The organism is Algirhabdus cladophorae, assembly GCF_044772865.1.
In the GTDB taxonomy this organism is placed as follows: domain Bacteria; phylum Pseudomonadota; class Alphaproteobacteria; order Rhodobacterales; family Rhodobacteraceae; genus Algirhabdus; species Algirhabdus cladophorae.
On the sequence record NZ_CP173029.1, the window covers coordinates 3,084,702 to 3,106,606 of the forward strand.

A 21,905-nucleotide genomic window follows, 5' to 3' on the forward strand; every position below is an offset into this window, starting at 1 on the left:
CCTCCTCTTAACGGTGACCGGTTGCGAGCTGACGCTCCAACCATTGTGAGTATTGTGAAATGCCGTAGCACACGATGAAAAACAGAACGGATGCTGCGAGCCAAAGCTCCCAGTAAACGCCGTTCCAATCAGTCGAGGCCAAGATTGGACCACGGATCATCCCCACCAGATCGAACATCGAAATGACCGATACCAATGTGGTGTCTTTGAACAAACCGACCGAGACGTTCACGATCCCCGGGATCGAGATTTTCAACGCTTGCGGCAGGATGATCAGACGCATGGCTTGCGAATAATCCAACCCCAAGCTGTCGCCTGCTTCGTACTGGCCTTTTGGCAAAGCGGCCAGACCGCCACGGATCACCTCGGCGATATAGGCCGAGGAGAAGATGGTGATCATGATCACAACCCGCAAGAACAAGTCGACTGTCGCTTCCGGTGGGAAGAAGTAGGACAACATCACGGAAGCTACGAACAGCAATGTGATCAACGGCACACCACGAATGAATTCAATGAACACAACGCAGACGTATTTGATCAACGGCATGCTGGATTGACGGCCCAGCGCCAATGCGATCCCGATCGGCAAGGACAGGGACACACAGGTTACACCCAACATCATGTTCAACATGAAGCCACCCAGATCACGGGATGGAACAGACCGCATCGCGCCTTCAGTGATTTCCACATCCGGCAAAATGTAACCGCCAATGATCCACACTGCGAAGGCTGCGGCGATGCCACCAAAGAAACCGGTTGCGAAGCTGCCAGTCACAAAGCGTGCATAGACAAGGTAGCCTGCAACAACACCAGCCAAAGCCAGAATAGGTGTAAAGATCGAGCCGCCCCAGATCAGGTAATAGGCGATGAAGGGGAACAGACCCGTGATGATCAGCATTTTACGCGGCAGTTTGAAGAACAACACAGGAGCCGCTGCAAAGAAGAACAGCACACAGGCAATAGACGGACGCCAATACAGGTCGGCCGGATATTTGAAGCCAAAGATCAGCTGGTTCCAGCGTTCGGACAAAACCGCAAAACAGGCACCGGTTTCACCCTGCAGGATTTCCCGACATTCGGCCAAGCTGTTGCTGTTCCAAATCCCGTTCAGCATCCAAGGCAATGTGCCCGCAAGAACCTTGTAGATCACCAGAAGCGACACAATGGTCAGGATCGAATTGCCGACACTTGCGAACAGGTTGTCTTTGATCCATTTTACAGGTCCTGTCGCCGTTGATGGCGGAGCAGATGCAGGCACCTCTTCGGTACGTACAAAAGCGACTGAGTTTGTTGATTGATCAGACATTCTTACCGCTCCTTCAGTTTGATTGCGTTGTTGTAGACGTTGATCACAGCGGAAATCGTCAGCGAGATGATGAGGTAGAACAGCATCAACAGCAGAACGCATTCAATAGCCCGACCGGTTTGGTTCAGGGTAATGCCCCCCAAGGTCGCGGTGACGTCTGCGTAGCCCACTAGGATAGCCAGTGACGAGTTTTTGGTGATGTTGAGGTAATTTGAAATCAACGGCGGGATGATGATGCGCAGCGCTTGCGGCAATACGATCAGGCTAGTGATCCGCCCAGAACGCAGGCCCAAGGCCCCCGCAGCTTCGGTCTGACCTTTCGAGATCGCTTGGATGCCAGCACGCACGTTTTCGGCAATAAACGCGCCTGTGTAGATCGACAAGGCAAACCAGATGGCAATCAAAGGCGCGCCGATCTTGATACCGCCAGCAAAGTTAAAGCCCTTCAGCTCGGGGTAATCCAAGCTGACCGGCTGGCCCATGATAAAGAACATGATCAGTGTGGGCACAAAAAAGATCGCAATGCTGGGCCATGTCATTGGCAACAACTTACCAGTCGCAAACAACAGGTTCGTGGCATAGCGGCGATAGGCAAAAACGCCAATGACTGAGGCAATGAATGTTGCCACAACCACCATAGATCCAGCGCCCCAAACCGGTGCCGGAATATAGATACCGCGGTTGGTGAAAGCGAAGGCGTCAAAAAGCATGCTCGACGTCGCGTTGTCGCCTCGGAACGCTCGTGGCCCCGGCAAAACCGCCGTCATGATGGTAAAGATAATGATGATCCAGATCAGCACTGGAATATTGCGGAAGATTTCCACGTAGAAGGCCATCAGTTTGCTGACCAACCAGTTGTTAGACAATCGCAAGACCCCAGCAAGCACCCCAAAAACCGTCGCCATCAAACACGCAAGAAACGCGACCAGCAACGTGTTCAGGATGCCGACAAAGGCCGCCCTAATATTGGTCGACTGGCTGGTATATTCGATCAAGGTCTGGTTGATGTCGTACCCCGCAGGCGCACCTAGGAAACTAAAATCAATCCTTAGGCCTTGTGCGGCCAAGTTGGTGGCAAGGTTGTTTGCGAGATATGCAATGGATGCGGCCAGTATGATGGCGGCAATCGCTTGAAGGGTGATGGACCGATAGCGTGTGTCGCTTAGCAACATACCTATCTGGAACGAGCCCTTTGGGGGGTCGGTCAGTGCTGTCATGATGTGACTTCCCTGGCTGCCCTGAACATCTGTTGGTGGGTTATCCCACTCTGCACGGTTCAGGCATAAGAATTATTGGTGGTGGTCGGTAGAAAGGAAAAGGGCGCGGAAGTATCCGCGCCCTTTGCCGTAGAGTTTTTAGCGGAATGGTGGGGAGTAGATCAGGCCACCGTCAGTCCACTGAGCGTTCAGGCCACGGGCCAGACCGATCGGAGTGTTCTCACCGATGTTCTTTTCAAAGATCTCACCGTAGTTGCCGGAGACCGCAATAGCGTTTTTCGCCCAGTCTGCGGACAGACCCAGCATTTCGCCCAGTGTACCTTCGGTACCCAACAGACGGTTGATTTCTGGGTTCTTGCCAGCTTCCATGGACATCTCAGAGATGTTTGCGGATGTGACGCCCAGCTCTTCAGCTGTGATCAATGCGTTCAGAGTCCAGCGCACAACGTCGCCCCACTCGTTGTCGCCGTGACGTACCAATGGGCCGAGTGGCTCTTTAGATACGATTTCTGGCAACAGAACGTGATCGCCTGGGTTCTCAAAAGTCGCACGTGTCGCGGCCAGGCCGGATGCGTCAGTTGTGAACACGTCGCATGCACCGGCAAGATACTGCTGCTGTGCTTCTGCGCTTGTCTCAATCGGCACTGGCTCGTAAGAGATGCCGTTCGAGCGGAAGAAATCAGCCAAGTTCAGCTCGGTTGTTGTACCCGTTTGGATACATACTGTTGCGCCGTCCAGGTCTTTTGCAGATGCAACGCCCAGTTCCTTTGGTGCCATAAAGCCCTGACCATCGTAGTAGTTAACACCTACGAAAGTGAACTTCAGGTCAACGTCACGGGAGAATGTCCATGTTGTGTTACGTGCCAACATGTCGATTTCGCCGGATGCCAAAGCAGTAAAACGTGTTTTACCTGTTGTTGGCACAAATTCTACGGCCATGCCGTCGCCAAGGACAGCAGCAGCAACAGCGCGACATACGGAAACGTCAAAGCCGTTCCAAACGCCGTTTGCGTCCGGTGCGGCAAAGCCCACCAGACCAGTTGTCACACCACAGTTCAGCTTGCCGCGTGCTTTTACGTCGTCCAACGTACCCGCAGCAGCAGCGCCGGCAGCAAGGCCCGCAACTGTTAGTGCTCCAAGAAATACGGATTTTTTCATAGTTACCTCTTCCTGATTTTCCACCGTTTATGGTGGTTCTTTGATCTTTTGATCAAAGGTTTGAGTGTGTGCCACCCCGTGGGCACCAACAAAAAATGTAACATCGTCTCAAAAGTTTCAAGCGAAATCCTGCGTCACTCGGGTTCGGCGTGAAAAGGCAAATTAGGTAAGCATCTCTGATGTAAGTGGCGACTTTTTGGGCAGTTTCACAAAATGCCTAGGGCCAATTCACCGATAACTTCGCTCTAAACGCGTATTGCATTTAGAGCTTCGGGCTGATTCCCGCCAGTTTCAGCGCTAGATATAGGGCAAATGAATAAAATTATGGCAACTCACGGATAAAGGTCATGAAGGTTGACCCTTTCGTGCTGTCGTTCCGACGTAGCATCGATTTGGGTTCATTTGGCTGTGCGGAAAAAAGTTAGTTAACGTTCATTCTTTGAGCAAATTGAGAAACCGTTGGGCGTCAAAAAACGCTAATTGTTTGGTTTGCGCCATCGATTCGGCTTCTTCGTCATGACCCCATTGCTCGATTTGCCATGTTTCATCGATGCGGCTGAGATCCCATGCAGATTGCGCGGTGATGTGATCCTCAACAACGGCAAAAGCCAAAATCAAAGATCCGGACAAAGCGACCAGATCGTGAAAACCAGTCAGTTCAAACGGATCAAACTGATGAACCCGCTTTGCAAGGGTCGTCAGACTTTCAGCCGGTTGATCAATGTGCATCACGCCTTGGCCGGTGTTCAAAGGCGCCGAAAGCGTCTGCGCAGACCACGATAACAGTGGATCCCATCCCTCGGACTGACGCTGGGCCAGCTCAACGGGGCTGTTGGCGCGATAACACAACAGATCCGTGCCACCGTATTCGGACAACATGTCGGCCACAGCGGCCCGTTGGTGTTGCACCTTATCAATCGCCGCATTTGCCGCACGCGTGATCGGCATGCTGCCGGGATCAATGGTGGTTTCTTGGGCGTCCCATTCTGCCGCGATTTCAGCGGCCATGGACTGCGTCGGCACAATCAATCCGGCTTTGGCAGGGGTCTTAATCGCACGATCATCCAGTAAGATCCCAAAACCTGCATCGGTCCGAGTTGTACTGGCACTGGTCCAAAACCGCTTTTGCTTCCAATCGCTCACGTCTAGGCCCCCAAAAGCTCGTCTATTAATGAAGGGATTTGCGCAAACTCAGTTGCGATTTTATGGGCGCCCGAGGCCAACAGATCCTCAACAGCGTGGTAGCCCCAAGCGACACCAATTGTCTTGACACCCGCAGCGCAGCCCATCTCGATATCATAGGTTGTATCGCCGATCATCACGGCTTGGGCCGCATCAACACCGGCCTCGTCCAGTGCTTGAAGAACCATTGATGGGCTTGGTTTGGAGGGGTGGAAATCTGCCGCTTGCAGCGTGACGAAGTGTTTTTCCAAGCCATATGAGGCGATCAAGATATCCAAACCGCGTTTGGATTTCCCTGTAGCCACCCCCAACAAGGTTTCCGGTTGGCCGTTCAATGTCGTCAACGTCTCCAGTGCACCGGGATAAAGCGGGCTGGATTTGGTGGGCCCTGCGGCCTCGCGTTCAAGTCGGTATGCCCGACGATATCCTTCTGCCAAATCGGCGTGTTGCTGCGGGGTTCCGCCCGGAACCAACAGTTCGGCGGCCTCTGGCAGCGACAGCCCCACGATACTGAGAATTTTCTCACGCGACAGCGGCGCAAGGCCTGCATGCTTTAGACCAGCGTTCATTGCCAAAACAATTGTGCCTTGGCTGTCGACCAAGGTGCCATCAACATCAAAAATGACCAGCCGCAGATCGCCCATCAAACCTCATCCTCAAAAGGATCAACAGGCACATCACCAACTTGCCATCCGAATGTATCCCAACTGTTTTGCATATGATCGGGCAGCGGGGCGGTTAGGTGCATCACGGCCTTGGAATAGGGGTGTTCAAAACTGAGGGATCGGGCATGCAGATGCAGCTTTTTGCTGATATCGCCACCCAATTGTGACCCCCATCCGTCGCCCATATTTTCCTGACCAGAGCCTCCATATTTGCCATCGCCAATAATCGGGTGGCCCATCTCGGCCATATGGGCGCGCAATTGATGGGTGCGGCCTGTGACAGGGATCAGCGCCATCCACGCCGCCCGCTGTGCCAAGGGGCTAAGAACGGCATAATCCGTCGTGGCGCGCTTGGCGCCTTCGGTGCTATCCACATCGCGTGGATGCAGGCAAATCATCTTTTCGCCTTCACCGCTGCGACCATGGCCCGGGGCCTTCATCAATCCATATTTGATTGTCCCCATTTTGGGATGGGGAACGCCTGCAACGATGGCCCAGTAAATTTTGCGCGTACCATGGTGGCGCAGTGCCTTTGTCAATTCGGCAGCTGCATGACGGGTCCGCGCCAAAAGCAAAACCCCAGAGGTATCCTTGTCCAGGCGATGCACCAGTTTTGGTCGGTCCTCCAGACCGAACTTCAATGCCTCCGACAGGGCATCCACATGGCGGGTTATTTTGCTACCACCTTGGCTTGCCAATCCGGGGGGTTTGTTGAGGGCAATGATATGATCGTCCCGGTAAATGACGCAGGATTGGATGAACTTTGCGTCCTCATCCGAGATCGAAGTCTTCGCCTGCGCGGTGATCTGGCCCGGTTCAGGGATTGGCGGTACGCGCACCATTTGACCTGCCACGACACGGGTCGAGGACTTCACCCGCCCGCCATCGAGGCGCAATTCACCCTTGCGGCACATCTTTTCGATCCGGCTTTGAGCCAGATGCGGGAAGCGTTTGCGCAGCCACCGATCAATCCGCTGATCGGTCTCGTCTGATGTGACTTCCAGTGTTTGTACGCGGCTCATGCCCCTGCCCCTCGTGCCAGCATCACGCCCGCAAATACTGCCATCAAGGACAGAACAACTGACCCTGTGACATAAAGGGCCGCTGTTCCCAGCCGCCCGGTTTCAACCAATTTTAGAGTGTCCAATGAGAACGCACTGAAGGTGGTAAAGCCACCCAGCAGCCCCGTCATGACCAAAGGGGACCATTTGACATGATGCGCGACCCAGACCAACGCCAGCCCCATGACAAAACTGCCCAGCACATTGACAACCATCGTGCCCATGGGAAAGGCAACGGCCATTCCAACAAGGTAGCGCAGCACGGCACCAGCCGCACCGCCAAGGGCGATCAATAGATAGGTCATGCGCGCTCTGTCACTGCTGCGGCGCGGCTTGTCAACTGTTCCGCTTTGCGCGCAGTTTGACAAAGTAGTCGAGGCGGCGTTTCAACTCGCGTTCAAACCCCCGTTCGACCGGCTGGTAATAGACCGGGCGTTTCATATCATCAGGGAAATAGTTTTGACCGGAAAATCCGTCTTCGGCATCATGGTCGTAATCGTATCCATCGCCATAACCTTGATCCTTCATCAGCGATGTCGGCGCATTGAGGATATGTTTGGGCGGCAGGGATGACCCGGTTTGCTTTGCTGCATTGCGGGCCGCTTTGTAGGCCACGTAGTTGGCGTTAGATTTGGGGGCCAACGCCAAATACGCCACGGCTTGCGATAGGGCCAGTTCGCCTTCGGGACTGCCAAGGCGCTCGTAAGTCTCCCAACTTTGCAGGCAAATCGCTTGGGCTTGCGGATCAGCCAGACCGATGTCTTCCACAGCCATACGTGTGATCCGGCGGGCCAGAAAGCGCGGATCCTCGCCCCCCTCCAACATGCGTGCAAACCAATAGAGCGCTGCATCGGGATCCGAGCCGCGCACAGATTTATGAAGCGCACTGATCAGATTGTAATGGGCATCGCCGGATTTGTCGTATTGCGCAGCGCGGCGCATCAGGCGTTGACCCAGTGTTTTGGTGTCGAGTTTTGCGTCCGTTTTCCAGCCAGCCACCTGTTCGATCAGATTGAGCAAGGCCCGCCCATCACCATCGGCCATTTCCAACAGGGCCTCGCGCGCAGGACCATCAAGGGGAAGCGGCTTGTCCAACGCCTTTTCAGAGCGTTGTGCAAGTCGTTCCAAATCAGCCAATTCAAGCCGGTTCAATACCATAACCTGCGCGCGGCTCAGGACCGCAGCATTCAACTCGAATGATGGGTTTTCTGTGGTCGCCCCCACAAGCAGGATCGTTCCATCCTCCATATGGGGCAGAAAACCGTCCTGTTGAGCTTTGTTAAATCGGTGGATTTCGTCGACAAACAGCAACGTGCCTTTGCCATTGGCGCGGCGCATTTTGGCGGCTTCAAAGACTTTGCGCAGATCCGGCACGCCTGTAAAGATCGCGCTGATCTGGACAAAATGCAGATCTGTTTGATCCGCCAACAGCCGTGCGATGGTGGTTTTGCCGACACCTGGCGGCCCCCACAGGATCAGCGAAGACAAGTGACCACTGGCAAGCATCGCGCCCAAGGGACCCTCGGGGCCTAAAACGTGATCTTGGCCAATAACCTCGGCCAATGTTTGCGGACGCAACACGTCAGCCAAGGGGCGCGGCCCGGTATCCGTCGCAACTGGGCCAGTATCAAATAGATCCGCCATTACAAACCGAACCGCAAGGTCAGTCGCTGATTGCCCCGTTGCGCCGAAATTTTTACCCTACGCCCACTGCTATTCAGTGTATCCGCTACATCCTGCAAAGCGACGATTGGTGTATTGTTGATCTCGCGCAAAACATCGCCTGGACGAAGACCAATTCGCCCGGCTGTTGGGCCGGGGTTCAACACCACAACCCCTTGGACCGAGGGCGGCAGGCGCAATTCAGTGCGCACGGCTGCATCAGCCAAGGCAACACTAAGGCCTGCCAAGGGCCCATCCACAGGCATTTGCAAAACAGTGCTTTGTTGAATTTTCGGAGGGGCAAGCATGGGCACGGCGACAGTTTTTTCTTGGCCATTCAGGATCACGTCAAAGTCGACCAGATCCCCTTGTCCCCGCAGGGACATGCGAAACAGCATCTCGGCTGGGGTATTTACTGGCAAGCCATCCACACGCAGGATTACATCGCCCACGGCAAGTCCCGCCTTGGCAAAAGGACTGTCAGGATTTATCTGCGAAATCACAACGCCCTCAGGGCGCGGCAGACCCAATCCCTCGGACAAGGCTTGATCGACGGATTGGCCCGTGATGCCGGCCCAAGGGCGAATAAATTCGGTATTGCCTGCCTTGGCTTGGCTGACAAATTGCGCCACCAAATCCGCAGGGATCGCAAACCCAATGCCGTTTGAGCCGCCTGAACGGGTCAGGATCGATGTGTTCACGCCGATCAAATTGCCTTGCACATCAATAAGCGCGCCACCCGAATTGCCCGGGTTGATCGGCGCATCGGTTTGGATGAAATAGCCGCGCGCGTTTCCCGTCGCCGTGCCGGATCGCGCAAGGCCCGACACGATGCCGCTGGATACGGTTTGACCCACACCAAAAGGGTTCCCAATGGCCAGCACCAGTTCGCCGACCTCAACACTTTGCGACGCGCGAAACGGCAGGTAGGGCAGTGCCTCGTCTGTCTCAATTTGCAGGATGGCGATGTCTGCATCTTGATCCCCCAACAAAACCTTGGCTGAATATTCTCGCCGGTCGTTGAGCACCACTCGGATGTCTGTGGCCATCCCAACCACATGGTAATTAGAAACCAAAATGCCGTCTTCCGACAGGATCACACCCGAGCCGAGCGAGTTCTGCACTTTGGGGCGCGATTGGCGCATGTCACGGAAAAGATTGTCAAAAAACGGATCGCCCGCAAAGGGGCTGGTTTGGGTTTGCACCACGCGACGGGCGTAGATGTTGACCACAGCGGGGGCTGCTTGTTTGACCAAGGGTGCAAAGCCCAGTTGAATTTCGATCTGGCTGTCGGGCACTTTGGTTTGTGCCATAGCGGGTGAGACGTGGGGAAAGGTCGCGAGGACCAACAGGGCGGATGTAAGCAAGTGTTTCATGTCAGTTAGATGGGTCTGCCCATCATTCATTTCAATTGCGCGACAGCAAGACTGCGACGATGGCCAAGGTCGCCGGAACCGATTGCACAAAGAGGATGCGGGTCGATACCGTTGCCGCGCCATAGACACCCGCCACCAGAACAAATCCTAGAAAACAAAGGGCGATGTTTTTGGCCCAAATCGGGTCGCGGATCAGCAGGGACCATACCAAGCCTACCGCGAGGAACGCGTTGTACAGCCCCTGATTGGCGGCCATTGCTTTGGTTGGGGCAAAGAGGTCTTTGGGGAAATTTTGGAAGACCATCGGACCACGGCTTTCCCACGCGAACATCTCGAACCACGCGATGTAGAAATGTAATAACACAATCAATGCGATCAGGATGGTTGCGACGATATGCATGGGGTTTCCTTTTGGCGATACAGCGCAAGCGTAACACGTGTCTCAAAAAACAAGAAACCCCCGCTGCGGACAGCGAGGGTTTCAAAAATTTCTAGGCTAGAGAAGCAGCTTATTCAGCGGCAGCTTCTTCCGCAGCGAGGCGAGCTTTGTCGCCAGCGCCTTTGGCGTCACGGTCGCGGTCTACGAATTCGATGATCGCCATTGGCGCCATGTCACCGTAGCGGAAGCCAGCCTTGAGAACGCGCACGTAACCACCTTGGCGGTCTTTGTAGCGTGGGCCGAGAACTTCGAAAAGTTTGGCAACGTAGGCGTCTTGCTTGAGACGGCTGGCGGCCTGACGACGGGCGTGCAAATCGCCACGCTTGCCAAGGGTCACGAGTTTTTCGATGACGCGCTTCAGCTCTTTGGCTTTTGGCAATGTTGTTTTAATCTGTTCATGTTCGATCAGCGAGCCTGCCATGTTGGCAAACAGAGCTTTACGGTGTTCATGCGTCCGGTTCAGACGACGGTATCCACGGGCGTGGCGCATTTTGATAGTCCTTCTTTATACTTTGTAGCGAGAGTCTGATGCGTGTCAGCTCTTCAAATTGGGGCGTGAATGCCCAAGGTGGAACAGAAGCGTTCCGGTGGTTGGTTGGCCCAATACGATCAGGCCAACCGAAGTCTTTAGAAGTTGTCTTCGAATTTCTTGGCCAGATCTTCGATGTTGTCCGGTGGCCAGTCCTCAACATCCATGCCAAGGTGCAGACCCATGCCCGACAGCACTTCTTTGATCTCGTTCAAAGATTTGCGGCCAAAGTTCGGTGTGCGCAGCATTTCTGCTTCGGTCTTTTGGATCAGATCGCCAATATACACTATATTGTCGTTCTTCAGGCAGTTCGCCGAACGTACGGACAATTCCAACTCGTCGACCTTTTTCAAGAGCAGCGGGTTGAATTCCAAACCATCGTCTTCTGCCGCAGCAGAGGCAGACTCGGGCTCGTCAAAGTTCACGAAGATCGACAGTTGATCCTGCAAGATGCGGGCTGCAAAAGCCACGGCGTCATCTGGCGTGATTGAGCCATCTGTTTCCAGCTTCAGTGTCAGTTTGTCATAGTCCAGAACCTGACCTTCACGGGTCGGCTGAACATCATAGCTGACTTTTTTCACTGGCGAGTAGATCGCATCGATTGGGATAAGACCAATTGGCGCATCTTCTGGCTTGTTCTTTTCAGCCGCGACATAGCCCTTGCCTGTGTTCACAGTCAGTTCCATGTAGACGTCAGCGCCGTCGTCGAGGTGACAGATCACGTGATCTTTGTTCAACACATCGATGCCCGCTGTTTCAGTGATGTCAGCAGCTGTGACAACGCCGGGACCCTTGGCTTGGATCGACAGACGCTTGGGTCCGTCAACCTCCATGCGCAAGGAGACGCCTTTGAGGTTCAAGATGATGTCAGTCACATCTTCACGGACACCAGCCACGCTGGAGAATTCGTGCAGCACGTTGTCGATCTGCACGGATGTGATGGCCGCACCTTGCAGCGAGCTCATCAAAATGCGGCGCAGGGCGTTGCCCAATGTCAGACCAAAGCCGCGCTCCAGCGGTTCTGCGATGACTGTCGCTTGACGTGCAGGTTCGTTACCTGGTTTGATCTCCAACTGTGTTGGTTTGATCAGTTCTGCCCAGTTCTTGTGGATCATGCGTCCCTCCATTCTTGCTGCCTTTCCATGTCCCAAAAAGGCAAGCGCCCGAGGTTAAAATGACGGAGTGGGGCCATGCGAAAACCGCAGGCCCCAAACGTAGGTGTAGACTTATACGCGGCGGCGTTTTGGTGGACGGCAGCCGTTGTGCGCCATGGGTGTCACGTCACGGATCGATGTGATGTTGAACCCGATAGCTGCCAAAGCGCGCAATGCACTTTCGCGCCCGCCACCTGGACCCTGCACTTCGACTTCCAACGTTTTCACGCCGTGATCCTGTGCTTTTTTGCCAGCGTCCTCTGCAGCCATCTGAGCCGCATAGGGTGTGGATTTCCGCGAGCCTTTGAAGCCCATAGTCCCAGCAGAGGACCAAGCGATCGCATTGCCTTGAACATCGGAAATCAGGATTTTTGTGTTGTTGAAAGAAGAGTTTACGTGAGCAACGCCTGCGGCGATATTCTTGCGCTCTTTTTTCTTCATACGTGTCTTATCGCGTGCCATTGGATCAGACCCCCTTATTTCTTCTTACCAGCAATGGCCTTTGCAGGACCTTTGCGAGTACGAGCGTTGGTGTGGGTACGCTGACCGCGAACGGGCAGGTTACGACGGTGACGCAGGCCGCGGTAGCAACCAAGGTCCATCAGGCGTTTGATGTTCATCTGAACTTCGCGGCGCAAGTCGCCTTCAACCATGTGGTTGGCATCGATGTGCTCGCGGATGGCCAAAACTTCGGCATCGGACAGTTCGTTGACGCGACGTGTGCGGTCGATACCGACAGCTTCGCAGATGGATTCAGCAGATGTGTTGCCAATTCCGGTGATGTAAGTGAGGGCGATTGGGACCCGCTTTGCAGTCGGGATGTTTACGCCGGCGATACGTGCCACGTGTGCAATTCCTTTTCGTTGCGGGTCCGTGATACCAGACCCTTTTTTCACAACTGAGGCCCGAAGGTTTTTACACCACGGGCCGCTGTCATATCAGGTAGTCTGTGACGTCAGGAGCGACCCTAGCCACATATGATTCTTCGCTAGAAGATGGCAGTAACTATGACCCTTCGGACGGATCGTCAAGAGGGGATTAACGGGTTTTCTACAACCCTGTTACCGCCCACAAAAAACGCAGCAATGAGCTGCATCTTTTCAGTCTTACTTGTGAGGGTGTTTAGCCCAGAACTTTGGCCAAATCCGATGCCACTGCGTCCATGGTTCCCAGCCCATCAATCGAGGTGAGGTCGCCTTTAGCATAGTAATAGCCCAGCAGGGGGGACGTCTTTTTGTAGTATTCCATCAGACGGATCTTCAGGCTTTCTGCGTTGTCGTCAGCACGGGCGGTGCCGCCTGCGGCAACGGCTTCTGCTGCGCGACCGACGATGCGCTCTACTAGGATATCGTCATTGACTTGTAGCTCTACAACGTGATCCAGCGTCTGGCCCGTTTCAGCCAACAAATCACCCAGCGCATCAGCCTGCGCCAAGGTCCGTGGGAAGCCATCAAAGATAAAGCCGCCGTGGTCGCCGCCTTCTTCCAACTTTTCACGGATCAGACCAATCACGATCTCATCTGTGACCAACTCGCCGCGTTCCATGACGCCCGCTACGATCTTGCCCATTTCGGTTCCGCTGTCTTTTGCGGCGCGGAGCATATCACCCGTAGAAAGTTGCATCATGTTACGCTCGGCGACCAAACGGCCAGCTTGCGTGCCTTTACCGGCCCCTGGAGGGCCTAAAAGTATTATATTCATCGACGTGCAGGTCCCTTCTTACGCTTTCTTCCGCGCAACTGAGACTTCTCAATGAGTCCTTCATATTGGTGCGCGAGCAGATGGCTTTGTATCTGTTGCACCGTATCCATGCCAACGGACACGATGATCAAGATCGATGTCCCGCCAAAATATGCCGTGATCGACAGATTCGCGCGAACGATCTCTGGCAGCAGACATACCACAGCCAAATAGACTGACCCTACGACAAGAAGCCGCGTCACCACATAATCCAGATACTCGGCGGTTTTCTTGCCCGGACGGATGCCAGGAACAAAGCCATTCTGGTTCTTGAGGTTATCGGCCACGTCATCGGTCTTGAACGACACGTTGAAGGTATAAAAGAACGTAAAGAAGATAATCATCGCTGCAAAGAACAGCAGATAGAGCGGCTGACCAGGGCCAAAATAGGCAAGGATCGTCGCCATAACAGGACCGGTCTCCGAACCACTGAACGTGGCCAAAGTGGTCGGCAGCAACAACAGGGATGATGCAAAGATCGCAGGGATCACGCCCGCCGGGTTCACTTTGACCGGCAAGTGGCTGGAACCACCGTCATAGACTTTCATACCCACTTGGCGACGCGGGTACTGGATATGGATTTTGCGCAGAGCGCGCTCCATGAACACAACGAAGGTCAGCGTGCCCAAGAGCATGATAATCACACCCAGGATCATTGGCGTGGACAGAGCGCCAGAGCGGCCTTGTTCAAAGAACTGCGCCAAAGCAGCAGGTAGTTCAGCGATAATGCCAACGAAGATGATCAGTGAGATACCGTTACCAATACCCCGCGCCGTGATCTGTTCACCCAGCCACATCAGGAACATGGTGCCGCCCACGAGGGTGATCACACAGGTCGCCATAAAGAACCAACCCGGGTTGGTCGCCAGATCACCGGCTTGCAGGGACGCGGCCAGACCGTAGGCTTGGAACGTGGCCAGAACCACGGTGCCGTAACGGGTGTATTGGTTGATCTTTTTGCGGCCCTGTTCGCCTTCTTTCTTGAGCTGCTCAAGGGCAGGCACCATGGCGGTCATAAGCTGCACAATGATCGAGGCCGAAATATACGGCATAATCCCCAGCGCAAATATGCCCATCCGCGAGATCGCGCCGCCGGTGAACATGTTCAAAACGCCACCCAGACCCGCCTGTGCTTGGTCCATAAAGGCGCGCAATTGGTTCGCATCGATGCCCGGAACGGGGATATATGTCCCCAAACGGTAAACGATCAAAAGCCCGAGGGTGAACAGGATCCGTTGGCGCAATTCTGTGGCTTTCCCGAAGGCGCCCCAGCTCATGTTTGCGGCCATTTGCTCTGCTGCAGATGCCATATGTGGTCTCTTTCATCAAAAAACGCCGCCCTACGGTTCCCCGTTGAGGCGGCGCTGGAAAACTCTGATAGATATGTAGGGGCGCGTGCGCCCTGCTACAACCTATTATTCGGCTGCTGTCGCAGCTGTGACCGTCAGCGAGCCGCCTGCCTTTTCAACTGCCTCGATGGCGCCTTTGGAGGCCCCAGTGACAGCGATTTTGGCTTTGGCTGTGATTTCACCTTTGGCCAGCACACGAATGCCGTCCAATTTGCGACGGACAAGGCCGGATGCGACCAATGCGTCTTCGGTGATGTCCGCTTTGGCGTCCAGTTTCTTTTCGTCGATGAACTTCTGGATCAAGCCAAGGTTAACGACTGCAAATTTCTTGCGGTTCGGTTTGTTGAAGCCACGCTTTGGCAGACGTTGGTACAAAGGCATCTGACCGCCTTCGTAGCCTTTGATCGCCACACCGGAACGGGATTTCTGACCTTTGATACCACGGCCACCGGTCTTACCAGTGCCGGAACCGGGACCACGGCCAACGCGCTTGCGTGGCTTGGTTGCACCGGGATTGTCGTGCAGTTCGTTCAAACGTACCATTTTGCTCTCTCCTTGCCGGAAGCACCCCCGAGCAAATGGGGCGAACACGGCGTTACAGTTGATTCGAGTGGCCATGGATACGGCCACTGGGCGCGTATAAACGCGACAACTGCTTGGCGCAAGGGCCTTACTTGTAAGACTTGCGCAGGTATTCGGTCCAGCATTCGCAGGGCTCGGATTTCAGAGCGGTTTTGATCTGGGCGAAGGAGCGTTTGATAAAGGTCATGGGGCTATCTTTCATGCGTGTGTTGTTGGTTGTGGTCTACGGGAAACTGCGTAGATCGAGAACTGGCCAAGTGTGTAACCCCGCTATGCGCTGAGTGCATAGAGATTGTTGTTTAAAATGCATGGCAAAGGTCATTGTGCGGCCCTAGTTCAAATTTTCCACACCTTACAGAAGGACAGCGCCCAAGCCTGGCTGGGTGCGAATGCGCCTTCTGGAGGGAGGGTTGGGCGTGGCTCTAGCTTGCAGTCAGTCAGCATTGTACTCGCTCGCAGTACTTGTAATCACCAATTTGAAACCCACTTACTCAATCCTTATTTGAAAGGGAGAAAGAGAGAGCATCTTGTTAGACGCTTTTTTGAACTCCCCGATCTTGACGCACTGAGGTGGTATACTCAGTGAAGCACCTTGTTAGGGATGAATTGGTGAGAATTCGAAATTGTCAGGCGCTCTGATACCACATAGTGCCCCGCCAAATCGTGTAGACGTCGTAGCCCAAGAACCTTTTGCAGTGCAGAAGGCAATCGTGGGCATGGATGTCTTGGTTCACTACCCTGCGGATAAGAATTGAGACGCTGTGTTAGGGTGCTTGTGGAATTGGTGATTGGCCGGACGAGGTCCGATAACTTTGAGCCCATTTTGTCACTAAAGGACACTGTGTCGTGCCTAGCCGGTCAGGAAACTGACCGGCTTTCCTTTTTCAACAAGAGTACAGCGCCCGACCCTTGGGGCGGAGACCGTCTTGCAAAGGCTCCTGCGGAGCCATTGAGGTCGAAGCGTGCGGCAGCACAAGGAAGCCCGAAGGGCGCCCTTCCCACGGGGAAGGGTCGGGCGCTGCACGGGCCCCTATTCGGGACCCGTGCGAAGGATAACAGTGCTAGATAAGCAAAACGCCCCACGATCACTCGCGGGGCGTTCTAGATTTTCCAACGTAAGGCGCGTTAGGCGTCTTAGCCGCGCTCTTCGATGATTTCTACGAGGTGCGGGATGCTGTTGACCATGCCGCGGACGGAAGGTGTGTCTTCCAGCTCGCGGGTCTTGTGCATCTTGTTCAGGCCCAGACCCACCAGTGTCGCGCGCTGTTTTTGCGGGCGGCGGATGGGGGAGCCGATTTGTTTTACAACGATGGTTTTAGCCATGGATCAAATCCTCCTTACGCGTCTGCTGCTTCAGCAGCAGCTTCGGCAGGTGCAGCAGCAGGGGCTGCATCTTTTTGCAAGATGTCGGCCACTTTCTTACCACGACGCTGTGCGACCATACGGGGGCTGCTTTCTTTTTGCAGACCATCGATTGTGGCGCGGATCATGTTGTAGGGGTTTTGCGAACCGATAGATTTCGCAACAACATCCTGAACACCCAGCATCTCGAATACGGCACGCATTGGACCACCAGCGATGATCCCAGTACCCTGAGGGGCTGTGCGCATGGTGACTTTGCCCGCGCCGTGACGGCCGGCCATGTCGTGATGCAACGTCCGACCTTCGCGCAAAGGCACGCGGATCATTTGACGTTTGGCTTGTTCAGTTGCCTTGCGGATCGCTTCAGGCACCTCTTTGGCTTTCCCTTTGCCGAAGCCAACGCGACCTTTTTGGTCACCGACTACAACCAGGGCTGCAAAGCCAAAGCGTTTACCACCTTTAACGGTTTTCGATACGCGGTTGATCGCTACGAGACGATCGGCGAATTCGGGGGTTTCTTCGCGGTCGCGACCTTTTCCCCGACGGTTTTCACGTTCTGCCATTATCCGTCTCCTAGAATTTCATGCCACCTTCACGAGCAGCATCGGCCAAAGCCTTTACCTTCCCGTGAAAGAGGAAACCGCCACGATCGAAATAACATTCGGTCACTTTGGCTTTTTTGGCGCGCTCGGCGATGGCTGCCCCGACTTTCGTCGCAGCTTCGATGTTGTTTTTGCCAACCACACCCAACGATTTCTCAAGGGAAGAGGCCGACGCAACAGTTACACCGTTTACATCGTCGATCAGCTGCACGCTGATGTTTTTGTTGCTGCGGTGAACGGAAAGGCGCATGCCACCCGGATTCCGTTTGCGCAATTTGTTCCGAACGCGCAGGCGGCGCTTCACGAACAGGTCTCGTTTGCTGTTTGCCATTGTTTGCGTCCTTACTTCTTCTTGCCTTCTTTGCGGAAGATGTATTCGTCCACATACTTGATGCCTTTGCCCTTATAGGGCTCGGGTTTACGCCAGGCGCGAATATTCGCAGCAACCTGACCAACAAGCTGTTCGTCGATACCTTCAACAAAGATTTGCGTTTGCTTTGGGGCTGTGACGGTTACACCTTCAGGGGCCTCAAAGTTCACTTCGTGGCTCAGACCCAAGGACAGTTTCAGGGTGTTGCCCTGCATCTGTGCCCGGTACCCCACACCGTTGATCTCAAGCTCTTTCTTGAAGCCATCGGTCACGCCAGTCACCAAGTTTGCGATCATTGTGCGGCTCATGCCCCACTGCTGACGCGCGCGCTTGGATTTGCCGCGGGGGTCAATGCTGACCACGTTATCTTCTACAGTGATTGTCACATCATCTGTGGCGGTAAAGCTGCGGGTCCCTTTGGGGCCTTTCACTTCTACAGTCTGACCGGAAACCGAGGCAGTTACGCCTGCGGGCAGATCAACTGGTTTTTTACCAATACGGCTCATCTGCGGTTCCTTAGAAGACTGTGCAAAGCACTTCGCCGCCAACGTTCTGGCTGCGCGCGTTTGCATCCGACATCACACCCTTGGGCGTGCTGACAATCGACACGCCGAGGCCCTGACGGACTGTTGGGATGTCTTTAGCGCCCAAGTACACGCGACGACCGGGTTTGGAGACCCGCTTGACTTCGCGAATAACAGGAGTGCCTTCGTAGTATTTCAGGCTGATTTCAAACGCCGGGTGGCCGTCGTTACCAGATTTGCTTTCGTAGCCACGGATGTAGCCTTCGTCTGCCAATACATCGAGAACCCAAGCGCGCAATTTGGACGCAGGAGTGTCTACAGTGGATTTGCCGCGAAGCTGACCGTTACGGATACGGGTGAGCATATCGCCGATAGGATCGTTCATATCGTTCTCTCCCTTACCAGCTTGACTTAACCATACCGGGGATCTGGCCGTTCGAGCCAAGTTCCCGCAGCGCGATCCGGCTGATCTTCAGCTTACGGTAGTAAGCGTGAGGACGGCCAGTGAGCTGACAACGGTTGTGGAGACGAGTAGCCGAGCTGTTGCGCGGCAGTTTTGCAAGCTTAAGACGCGCTTTGAAACGCTCTTCCATAGGCTTGCTTTCATCGGCTGCGATTTCTTTCAGCTCGGCACGTTTGGTTGCGTATTTCGCTACCAGACGTTCGCGCTTTTTCTCGCGTTCGATCATTGATTTTTTAGCCATATCTAAGTTCCCCGCGATCAGCTGTTGAAGGGCATGTTGAAATGCTTCAACAGTGCCTTCGCTTCTGCGTCAGTTGCCGCAGTGGTACAAATTACGATGTCCATGCCCCAGTTTTCGTCGACTTTATCAAAATCGATTTCAGGGAACACGATGTGCTCTTTCAGGCCCATGGCGTAGTTGCCACGACCATCAAAGCTTTTGCCGGATACGCCGCGGAAGTCGCGGATACGAGGCATCGCAATCGTTGTCAGACGATCCAGGAATTCATACATCCGGTCAGCGCGCAATGTGACTTTGGTGCCCAAGGGCATGTCTTCACGAACGCGGAAACCAGCGATGGATTTCTTGGCTTTGTTTACAACGGCCTTTTGACCAGCAATCGCTGTCAGATCTTCTTGCGCAGATTTGACTTTCTTGCTGTCTTTAACGGCTTCGGCGCCAGCGCCGATGTTGATCACGATCTTATCCAGACGCGGGATCATCATATCGTTTTTATAGCCGAACTCTTCCTTCATGGCCGGGCGGATGGTGTCCGCATAGGCGACCTTGAGGCGAGGTGTGTAGTTTGCAGTATCAAGCATCGATCACATCCCCTGTAGATTTGGCTACGCGCACTTTCTTGTCGCCTTCAGTTTTGAAACCAACGCGTGTCGCTTTGCCGTTTTTGTCAACATAGGCCAGGTTGCTTAGCTGGATTGGCATCGCTTGCGGGATGCGACCACCTTGGGCTTGCTGGGATTGCTTGGTGTGGCGGATGGCCATGTTGACCCCGTCCACAACTGCCTTGCCAGTCGATGGGCTTACCGAGGTGATTGTCCCCTCTTTGCCCTTGTCCTTACCGGCAAGTACGACGACCTTATCGCCTTTTTTCAACTTAGCAGCCATCTTACAGCACCTCCGGCGCAAGTGAGATGATTTTCATAAAGTTCTTGCCACGCAACTCACGCACAACTGGGCCAAAGATACGTGTACCCATTGGTTCGTTGTTGTTGTTGAGGATCACGGCGGCGTTGCGATCAAAACGGATCGCTGTGCCATCGTCACGGCGTACTTCTTTGGCTGTGCGAACAACAACGGCCTTACGGACGTCGCCTTTCTTTACACGGCCACGTGGAATGGCTTCCTTAACCGAGACGACAATGATGTCACCCACGGATGCGTATTTACGCTTGGAACCACCCAGAACCTTGATGCACTGAACTCGGCGAGCGCCGGAGTTGTCAGCTACATCCAGATTTGTCTGCATCTGGATCATATGGTTTCTCCCGACCTATAGAGACCGCGATGCGCGGGCCCCTAGGGTTTCGTGAAACTGAAAAGTCGTGCCTTAGTCGGCAATAACTTCCCAGCGCTTGGTTTTAGAGCGAGGCGCACATTCGATGATGCGGACTTTGTCGCCCACGCCATATGCGTTCTTCTCATCATGAGCCCGGTATTTTTTGGACTTACGAATAGTTTTCTGAAGCAGAGGGTGCTTGTAACGGCGCTCGACGGAAACTGTGACAGTTTGCTCGTTTTGGTTCGATGTTACGACACCGGCAAGGATACGCTTTGGCATGGGATTAAGCCTCCGATGCTGCTGCAGCAGCCTTTTCGTTCAGAATTGTTTTCACACGGGCTGCGTCACGTTTTACGGTGCGCATACGTGCAGTGTTCTCGAGTTGACCAGTGGCCTGCTGGAAACGCAGGTTAAAGGCCTCTTTTTTGAGGTTGGACAGCTCGTTCTTCAGCTCGTCCGGCGTTTTATCACGCAGTTCTTGGGCGTTCATAGCCGCTTTCCTTTCAACATCACTGGCAGGCCGCCCGCAGGCGTCACCCGATTCCCAGTGGAGTGGATGATGAAGCGTGTCTATAGGAGGCTTTGAGACATGGCGCAACCCCTGTCTTACAAGGGAAATTTGCGACTGATCTTCGCGCTTAGATGCAATCAATCCGATATTAACCAAGGCCTGTCAGATAGGGGGTCCGTTTCGATACCTAAGTGAGGCCAGAATGGCGCTATTGTTTCTTACGCTCTACTCGATTGCAACTGTGTCATTGCTCGGGGATTTTATCGATAGGGTCGGCTCTGACGACGATGACGACGCACCTGACGATGATGTCGCTACCCCAACAGAGGCCGCGCCGCCCGAGGATCTTTTGGAGCTTACCGAACCGGGCACTTACACGACCGGGCCTGCGGATGACACAGTGATCAATGACGTCCCGATCCCCGGTGGTGTGGCCCTATCGACGGCAGATGGGGACGACACTATTGATCTGACGGTTGATGATTCCGCAATCGATGCGGGCCTCGGCGACGATACCATCACCGTCGAGGGGGCCAACAATGCGATCAAAGGACGTGCTGGTTTGGATACCATTGTGGTTCAAGATCAGGGAAATTCGGATATCGATTCCGGCTTTGACGACGATGTGGTGACTGTGACGCGCACCGACAGCGGGGCTGAGGCCAGCAGCGTGGATTTGGGCAAAGGCGATGATAGCGTGACATGGCAGCAAGACGTCGAAGAACAAGATGGCACACCCCCCGAGGCCAGTGTTTTGTTGGGCGGCGATGGGGCTGACACGTTTCGGATCGAATTGGATGTAGGCTTGTATGCCGGGGATGGTAGTGCCGTTGGTCCTGGTGAAATCATCAAGATTCAGGATTTTGAAAAGGGCGAAGATGTGTTGGTGATTGACGTCTCTGGCACAAAAGATCCGGATGATGATCTGGATCGCCCGTTTGAAAGCGTGGAGATCGTAGAAAACGATGCAGGAACCGACACGTCACTGGTGATCCGCTACTCCGCCACGGATGATGCCCCCGCCCTAGAGGCCGAGATCGGATTGAAAGGTGTCACAGGGCTGACATTGGACGATATTTCGATTTTGGAACCGGCGTAGGCAAGCCTCGCCAAGGGAGGGTGAGTGGGGTATG

29 protein-coding genes are annotated in these 21,905 nt (G+C 54.3%); 1 reads left to right on the top strand and 28 read right to left on the bottom strand.

The annotated features are described in order from the left end of the window. Window positions 1–7: 7 nt before the first annotated feature. The 28 genes from ACIRQ6_RS14850 to rpmC form a co-directional block, all read right to left on the bottom strand. The gene (locus tag ACIRQ6_RS14850) at window positions 8–1,306 is read right to left on the bottom strand and encodes an amino acid ABC transporter permease (protein ID WP_420861380.1); all 1,299 of its coding nucleotides are present in this window, start codon (window positions 1,304–1,306) and stop codon (window positions 8–10) included. A 2-nt stretch (window positions 1,307–1,308) separates the two neighbouring features. After that, complete coding sequence (locus ACIRQ6_RS14855; RefSeq protein ID WP_420861381.1) at window positions 1,309–2,523, bottom strand: amino acid ABC transporter permease; 1,215 nt, start codon at window positions 2,521–2,523, stop codon at window positions 1,309–1,311. 138 nt (window positions 2,524–2,661) lie between these two features. Beyond that, entirely contained in the window at window positions 2,662–3,681 is a 1,020-nt protein-coding gene (locus tag ACIRQ6_RS14860; protein WP_420861382.1) for an amino acid ABC transporter substrate-binding protein, read from the bottom strand. Between the two features lie 432 nt (window positions 3,682–4,113). Next, a complete protein-coding gene (locus ACIRQ6_RS14865; RefSeq protein ID WP_420861383.1) occupies window positions 4,114–4,824 on the bottom strand; it encodes an ATP12 family chaperone protein in 711 nt (236 codons plus the stop codon). A 2-nt stretch (window positions 4,825–4,826) separates the two neighbouring features. Then, window positions 4,827–5,507, bottom strand: coding sequence for an HAD-IA family hydrolase (locus ACIRQ6_RS14870; protein ID WP_420861384.1), 681 nt, complete (start codon window positions 5,505–5,507; stop codon window positions 4,827–4,829). Further along, window positions 5,507–6,550, bottom strand: coding sequence for an RluA family pseudouridine synthase (locus ACIRQ6_RS14875; RefSeq protein WP_420861385.1), 1,044 nt, complete (start codon window positions 6,548–6,550; stop codon window positions 5,507–5,509). Before ACIRQ6_RS14875 ends, ACIRQ6_RS14870 begins: the two co-directional genes overlap by 1 nt. Further along, the gene (crcB, locus tag ACIRQ6_RS14880) at window positions 6,547–6,894 is read right to left on the bottom strand and encodes a fluoride efflux transporter CrcB (protein ID WP_420861386.1); all 348 of its coding nucleotides are present in this window, start codon (window positions 6,892–6,894) and stop codon (window positions 6,547–6,549) included. Before crcB ends, ACIRQ6_RS14875 begins: the two co-directional genes overlap by 4 nt. Window positions 6,895–6,925: 31 nt before the next feature. Further along, the gene (locus tag ACIRQ6_RS14885; RefSeq protein WP_420861387.1) at window positions 6,926–8,233 is read right to left on the bottom strand and encodes a replication-associated recombination protein A; all 1,308 of its coding nucleotides are present in this window, start codon (window positions 8,231–8,233) and stop codon (window positions 6,926–6,928) included. Then, complete coding sequence (locus ACIRQ6_RS14890; RefSeq protein WP_420861388.1) at window positions 8,233–9,627, bottom strand: trypsin-like peptidase domain-containing protein; 1,395 nt, start codon at window positions 9,625–9,627, stop codon at window positions 8,233–8,235. The genes ACIRQ6_RS14885 and ACIRQ6_RS14890 overlap by 1 nt, the downstream gene beginning before the upstream one ends. A gap of 31 nt (window positions 9,628–9,658) precedes the next feature. After that, window positions 9,659–10,027: a DUF1304 domain-containing protein gene (locus ACIRQ6_RS14895; RefSeq protein WP_420861389.1), complete on the bottom strand. Its 369-nt coding sequence runs from the start codon at window positions 10,025–10,027 to the stop codon at window positions 9,659–9,661. Between the two features lie 109 nt (window positions 10,028–10,136). Continuing rightward, window positions 10,137–10,556, bottom strand: coding sequence for a 50S ribosomal protein L17 (gene rplQ, locus ACIRQ6_RS14900; protein WP_420861390.1), 420 nt, complete (start codon window positions 10,554–10,556; stop codon window positions 10,137–10,139). A 137-nt stretch (window positions 10,557–10,693) separates the two neighbouring features. Beyond that, window positions 10,694–11,710 (bottom strand): DNA-directed RNA polymerase subunit alpha, encoded by a 1,017-nt coding sequence (locus ACIRQ6_RS14905; RefSeq protein WP_420861391.1) that lies wholly within the window; start codon window positions 11,708–11,710, stop codon window positions 10,694–10,696. Between the two features lie 111 nt (window positions 11,711–11,821). Next, window positions 11,822–12,211: a 30S ribosomal protein S11 gene (gene rpsK / locus ACIRQ6_RS14910; RefSeq protein ID WP_420861392.1), complete on the bottom strand. Its 390-nt coding sequence runs from the start codon at window positions 12,209–12,211 to the stop codon at window positions 11,822–11,824. A gap of 14 nt (window positions 12,212–12,225) precedes the next feature. Continuing rightward, window positions 12,226–12,594, bottom strand: a complete 369-nt coding sequence (gene rpsM / locus ACIRQ6_RS14915; RefSeq protein ID WP_420861393.1) for a 30S ribosomal protein S13 — start codon at window positions 12,592–12,594, stop codon at window positions 12,226–12,228. A 277-nt stretch (window positions 12,595–12,871) separates the two neighbouring features. Next, window positions 12,872–13,450, bottom strand: a complete 579-nt coding sequence (locus tag ACIRQ6_RS14920) for an adenylate kinase (RefSeq protein WP_420861394.1) — start codon at window positions 13,448–13,450, stop codon at window positions 12,872–12,874. Beyond that, window positions 13,447–14,799: a preprotein translocase subunit SecY gene (gene secY, locus ACIRQ6_RS14925; RefSeq protein ID WP_420861395.1), complete on the bottom strand. Its 1,353-nt coding sequence runs from the start codon at window positions 14,797–14,799 to the stop codon at window positions 13,447–13,449. The genes ACIRQ6_RS14920 and secY overlap by 4 nt, the downstream gene beginning before the upstream one ends. Before the next feature lie 105 nt (window positions 14,800–14,904). Further along, on the bottom strand, window positions 14,905–15,381 hold the full coding sequence (gene rplO, locus ACIRQ6_RS14930) for a 50S ribosomal protein L15 (protein WP_420861396.1): 477 nt from the start codon (window positions 15,379–15,381) through the stop codon (window positions 14,905–14,907). A 1,173-nt stretch (window positions 15,382–16,554) separates the two neighbouring features. Continuing rightward, window positions 16,555–16,743: a 50S ribosomal protein L30 gene (gene rpmD, locus ACIRQ6_RS14935; protein ID WP_420861397.1), complete on the bottom strand. Its 189-nt coding sequence runs from the start codon at window positions 16,741–16,743 to the stop codon at window positions 16,555–16,557. Between the two features lie 14 nt (window positions 16,744–16,757). Next, window positions 16,758–17,345 (bottom strand): 30S ribosomal protein S5, encoded by a 588-nt coding sequence (rpsE, locus tag ACIRQ6_RS14940; protein WP_420861398.1) that lies wholly within the window; start codon window positions 17,343–17,345, stop codon window positions 16,758–16,760. A 10-nt stretch (window positions 17,346–17,355) separates the two neighbouring features. Further along, window positions 17,356–17,715 carry a 50S ribosomal protein L18 gene (rplR, locus tag ACIRQ6_RS14945; protein WP_420861399.1) on the bottom strand — a complete coding sequence of 120 codons (360 nt, stop codon included), beginning with the start codon at window positions 17,713–17,715 and terminating at the stop codon, window positions 17,356–17,358. A gap of 11 nt (window positions 17,716–17,726) precedes the next feature. Then, window positions 17,727–18,260, bottom strand: coding sequence for a 50S ribosomal protein L6 (gene rplF, locus ACIRQ6_RS14950; protein WP_420861400.1), 534 nt, complete (start codon window positions 18,258–18,260; stop codon window positions 17,727–17,729). Between the two features lie 10 nt (window positions 18,261–18,270). Further along, window positions 18,271–18,663 carry a 30S ribosomal protein S8 gene (gene rpsH, locus ACIRQ6_RS14955; protein WP_420861401.1) on the bottom strand — a complete coding sequence of 131 codons (393 nt, stop codon included), beginning with the start codon at window positions 18,661–18,663 and terminating at the stop codon, window positions 18,271–18,273. A 13-nt stretch (window positions 18,664–18,676) separates the two neighbouring features. Continuing rightward, window positions 18,677–18,982 (bottom strand): 30S ribosomal protein S14, encoded by a 306-nt coding sequence (rpsN, locus tag ACIRQ6_RS14960; protein WP_420861402.1) that lies wholly within the window; start codon window positions 18,980–18,982, stop codon window positions 18,677–18,679. Between the two features lie 17 nt (window positions 18,983–18,999). Then, window positions 19,000–19,563 carry a 50S ribosomal protein L5 gene (gene rplE, locus ACIRQ6_RS14965; RefSeq protein WP_420861403.1) on the bottom strand — a complete coding sequence of 188 codons (564 nt, stop codon included), beginning with the start codon at window positions 19,561–19,563 and terminating at the stop codon, window positions 19,000–19,002. Continuing rightward, window positions 19,556–19,867, bottom strand: coding sequence for a 50S ribosomal protein L24 (rplX, locus tag ACIRQ6_RS14970; RefSeq protein ID WP_420861404.1), 312 nt, complete (start codon window positions 19,865–19,867; stop codon window positions 19,556–19,558). The genes rplE and rplX overlap by 8 nt, the downstream gene beginning before the upstream one ends. Before the next feature lies 1 nt (window position 19,868). Further along, window positions 19,869–20,237, bottom strand: a complete 369-nt coding sequence (gene rplN, locus ACIRQ6_RS14975) for a 50S ribosomal protein L14 (RefSeq protein ID WP_299872391.1) — start codon at window positions 20,235–20,237, stop codon at window positions 19,869–19,871. 72 nt (window positions 20,238–20,309) lie between these two features. Further along, window positions 20,310–20,540, bottom strand: a complete 231-nt coding sequence (gene rpsQ / locus ACIRQ6_RS14980; protein WP_420861405.1) for a 30S ribosomal protein S17 — start codon at window positions 20,538–20,540, stop codon at window positions 20,310–20,312. 4 nt (window positions 20,541–20,544) lie between these two features. After that, window positions 20,545–20,751, bottom strand: coding sequence for a 50S ribosomal protein L29 (gene rpmC / locus ACIRQ6_RS14985; RefSeq protein WP_420861406.1), 207 nt, complete (start codon window positions 20,749–20,751; stop codon window positions 20,545–20,547). Window positions 20,752–20,974: 223 nt separating this feature from the next. On the opposite strand from rpmC, the gene ACIRQ6_RS14990 reads away from it, so the two are divergent. Next, window positions 20,975–21,871, top strand: coding sequence for a hypothetical protein (locus ACIRQ6_RS14990; protein WP_420861407.1), 897 nt, complete (start codon window positions 20,975–20,977; stop codon window positions 21,869–21,871). The last annotated feature ends 34 nt before the right edge of the window (window positions 21,872–21,905 follow it).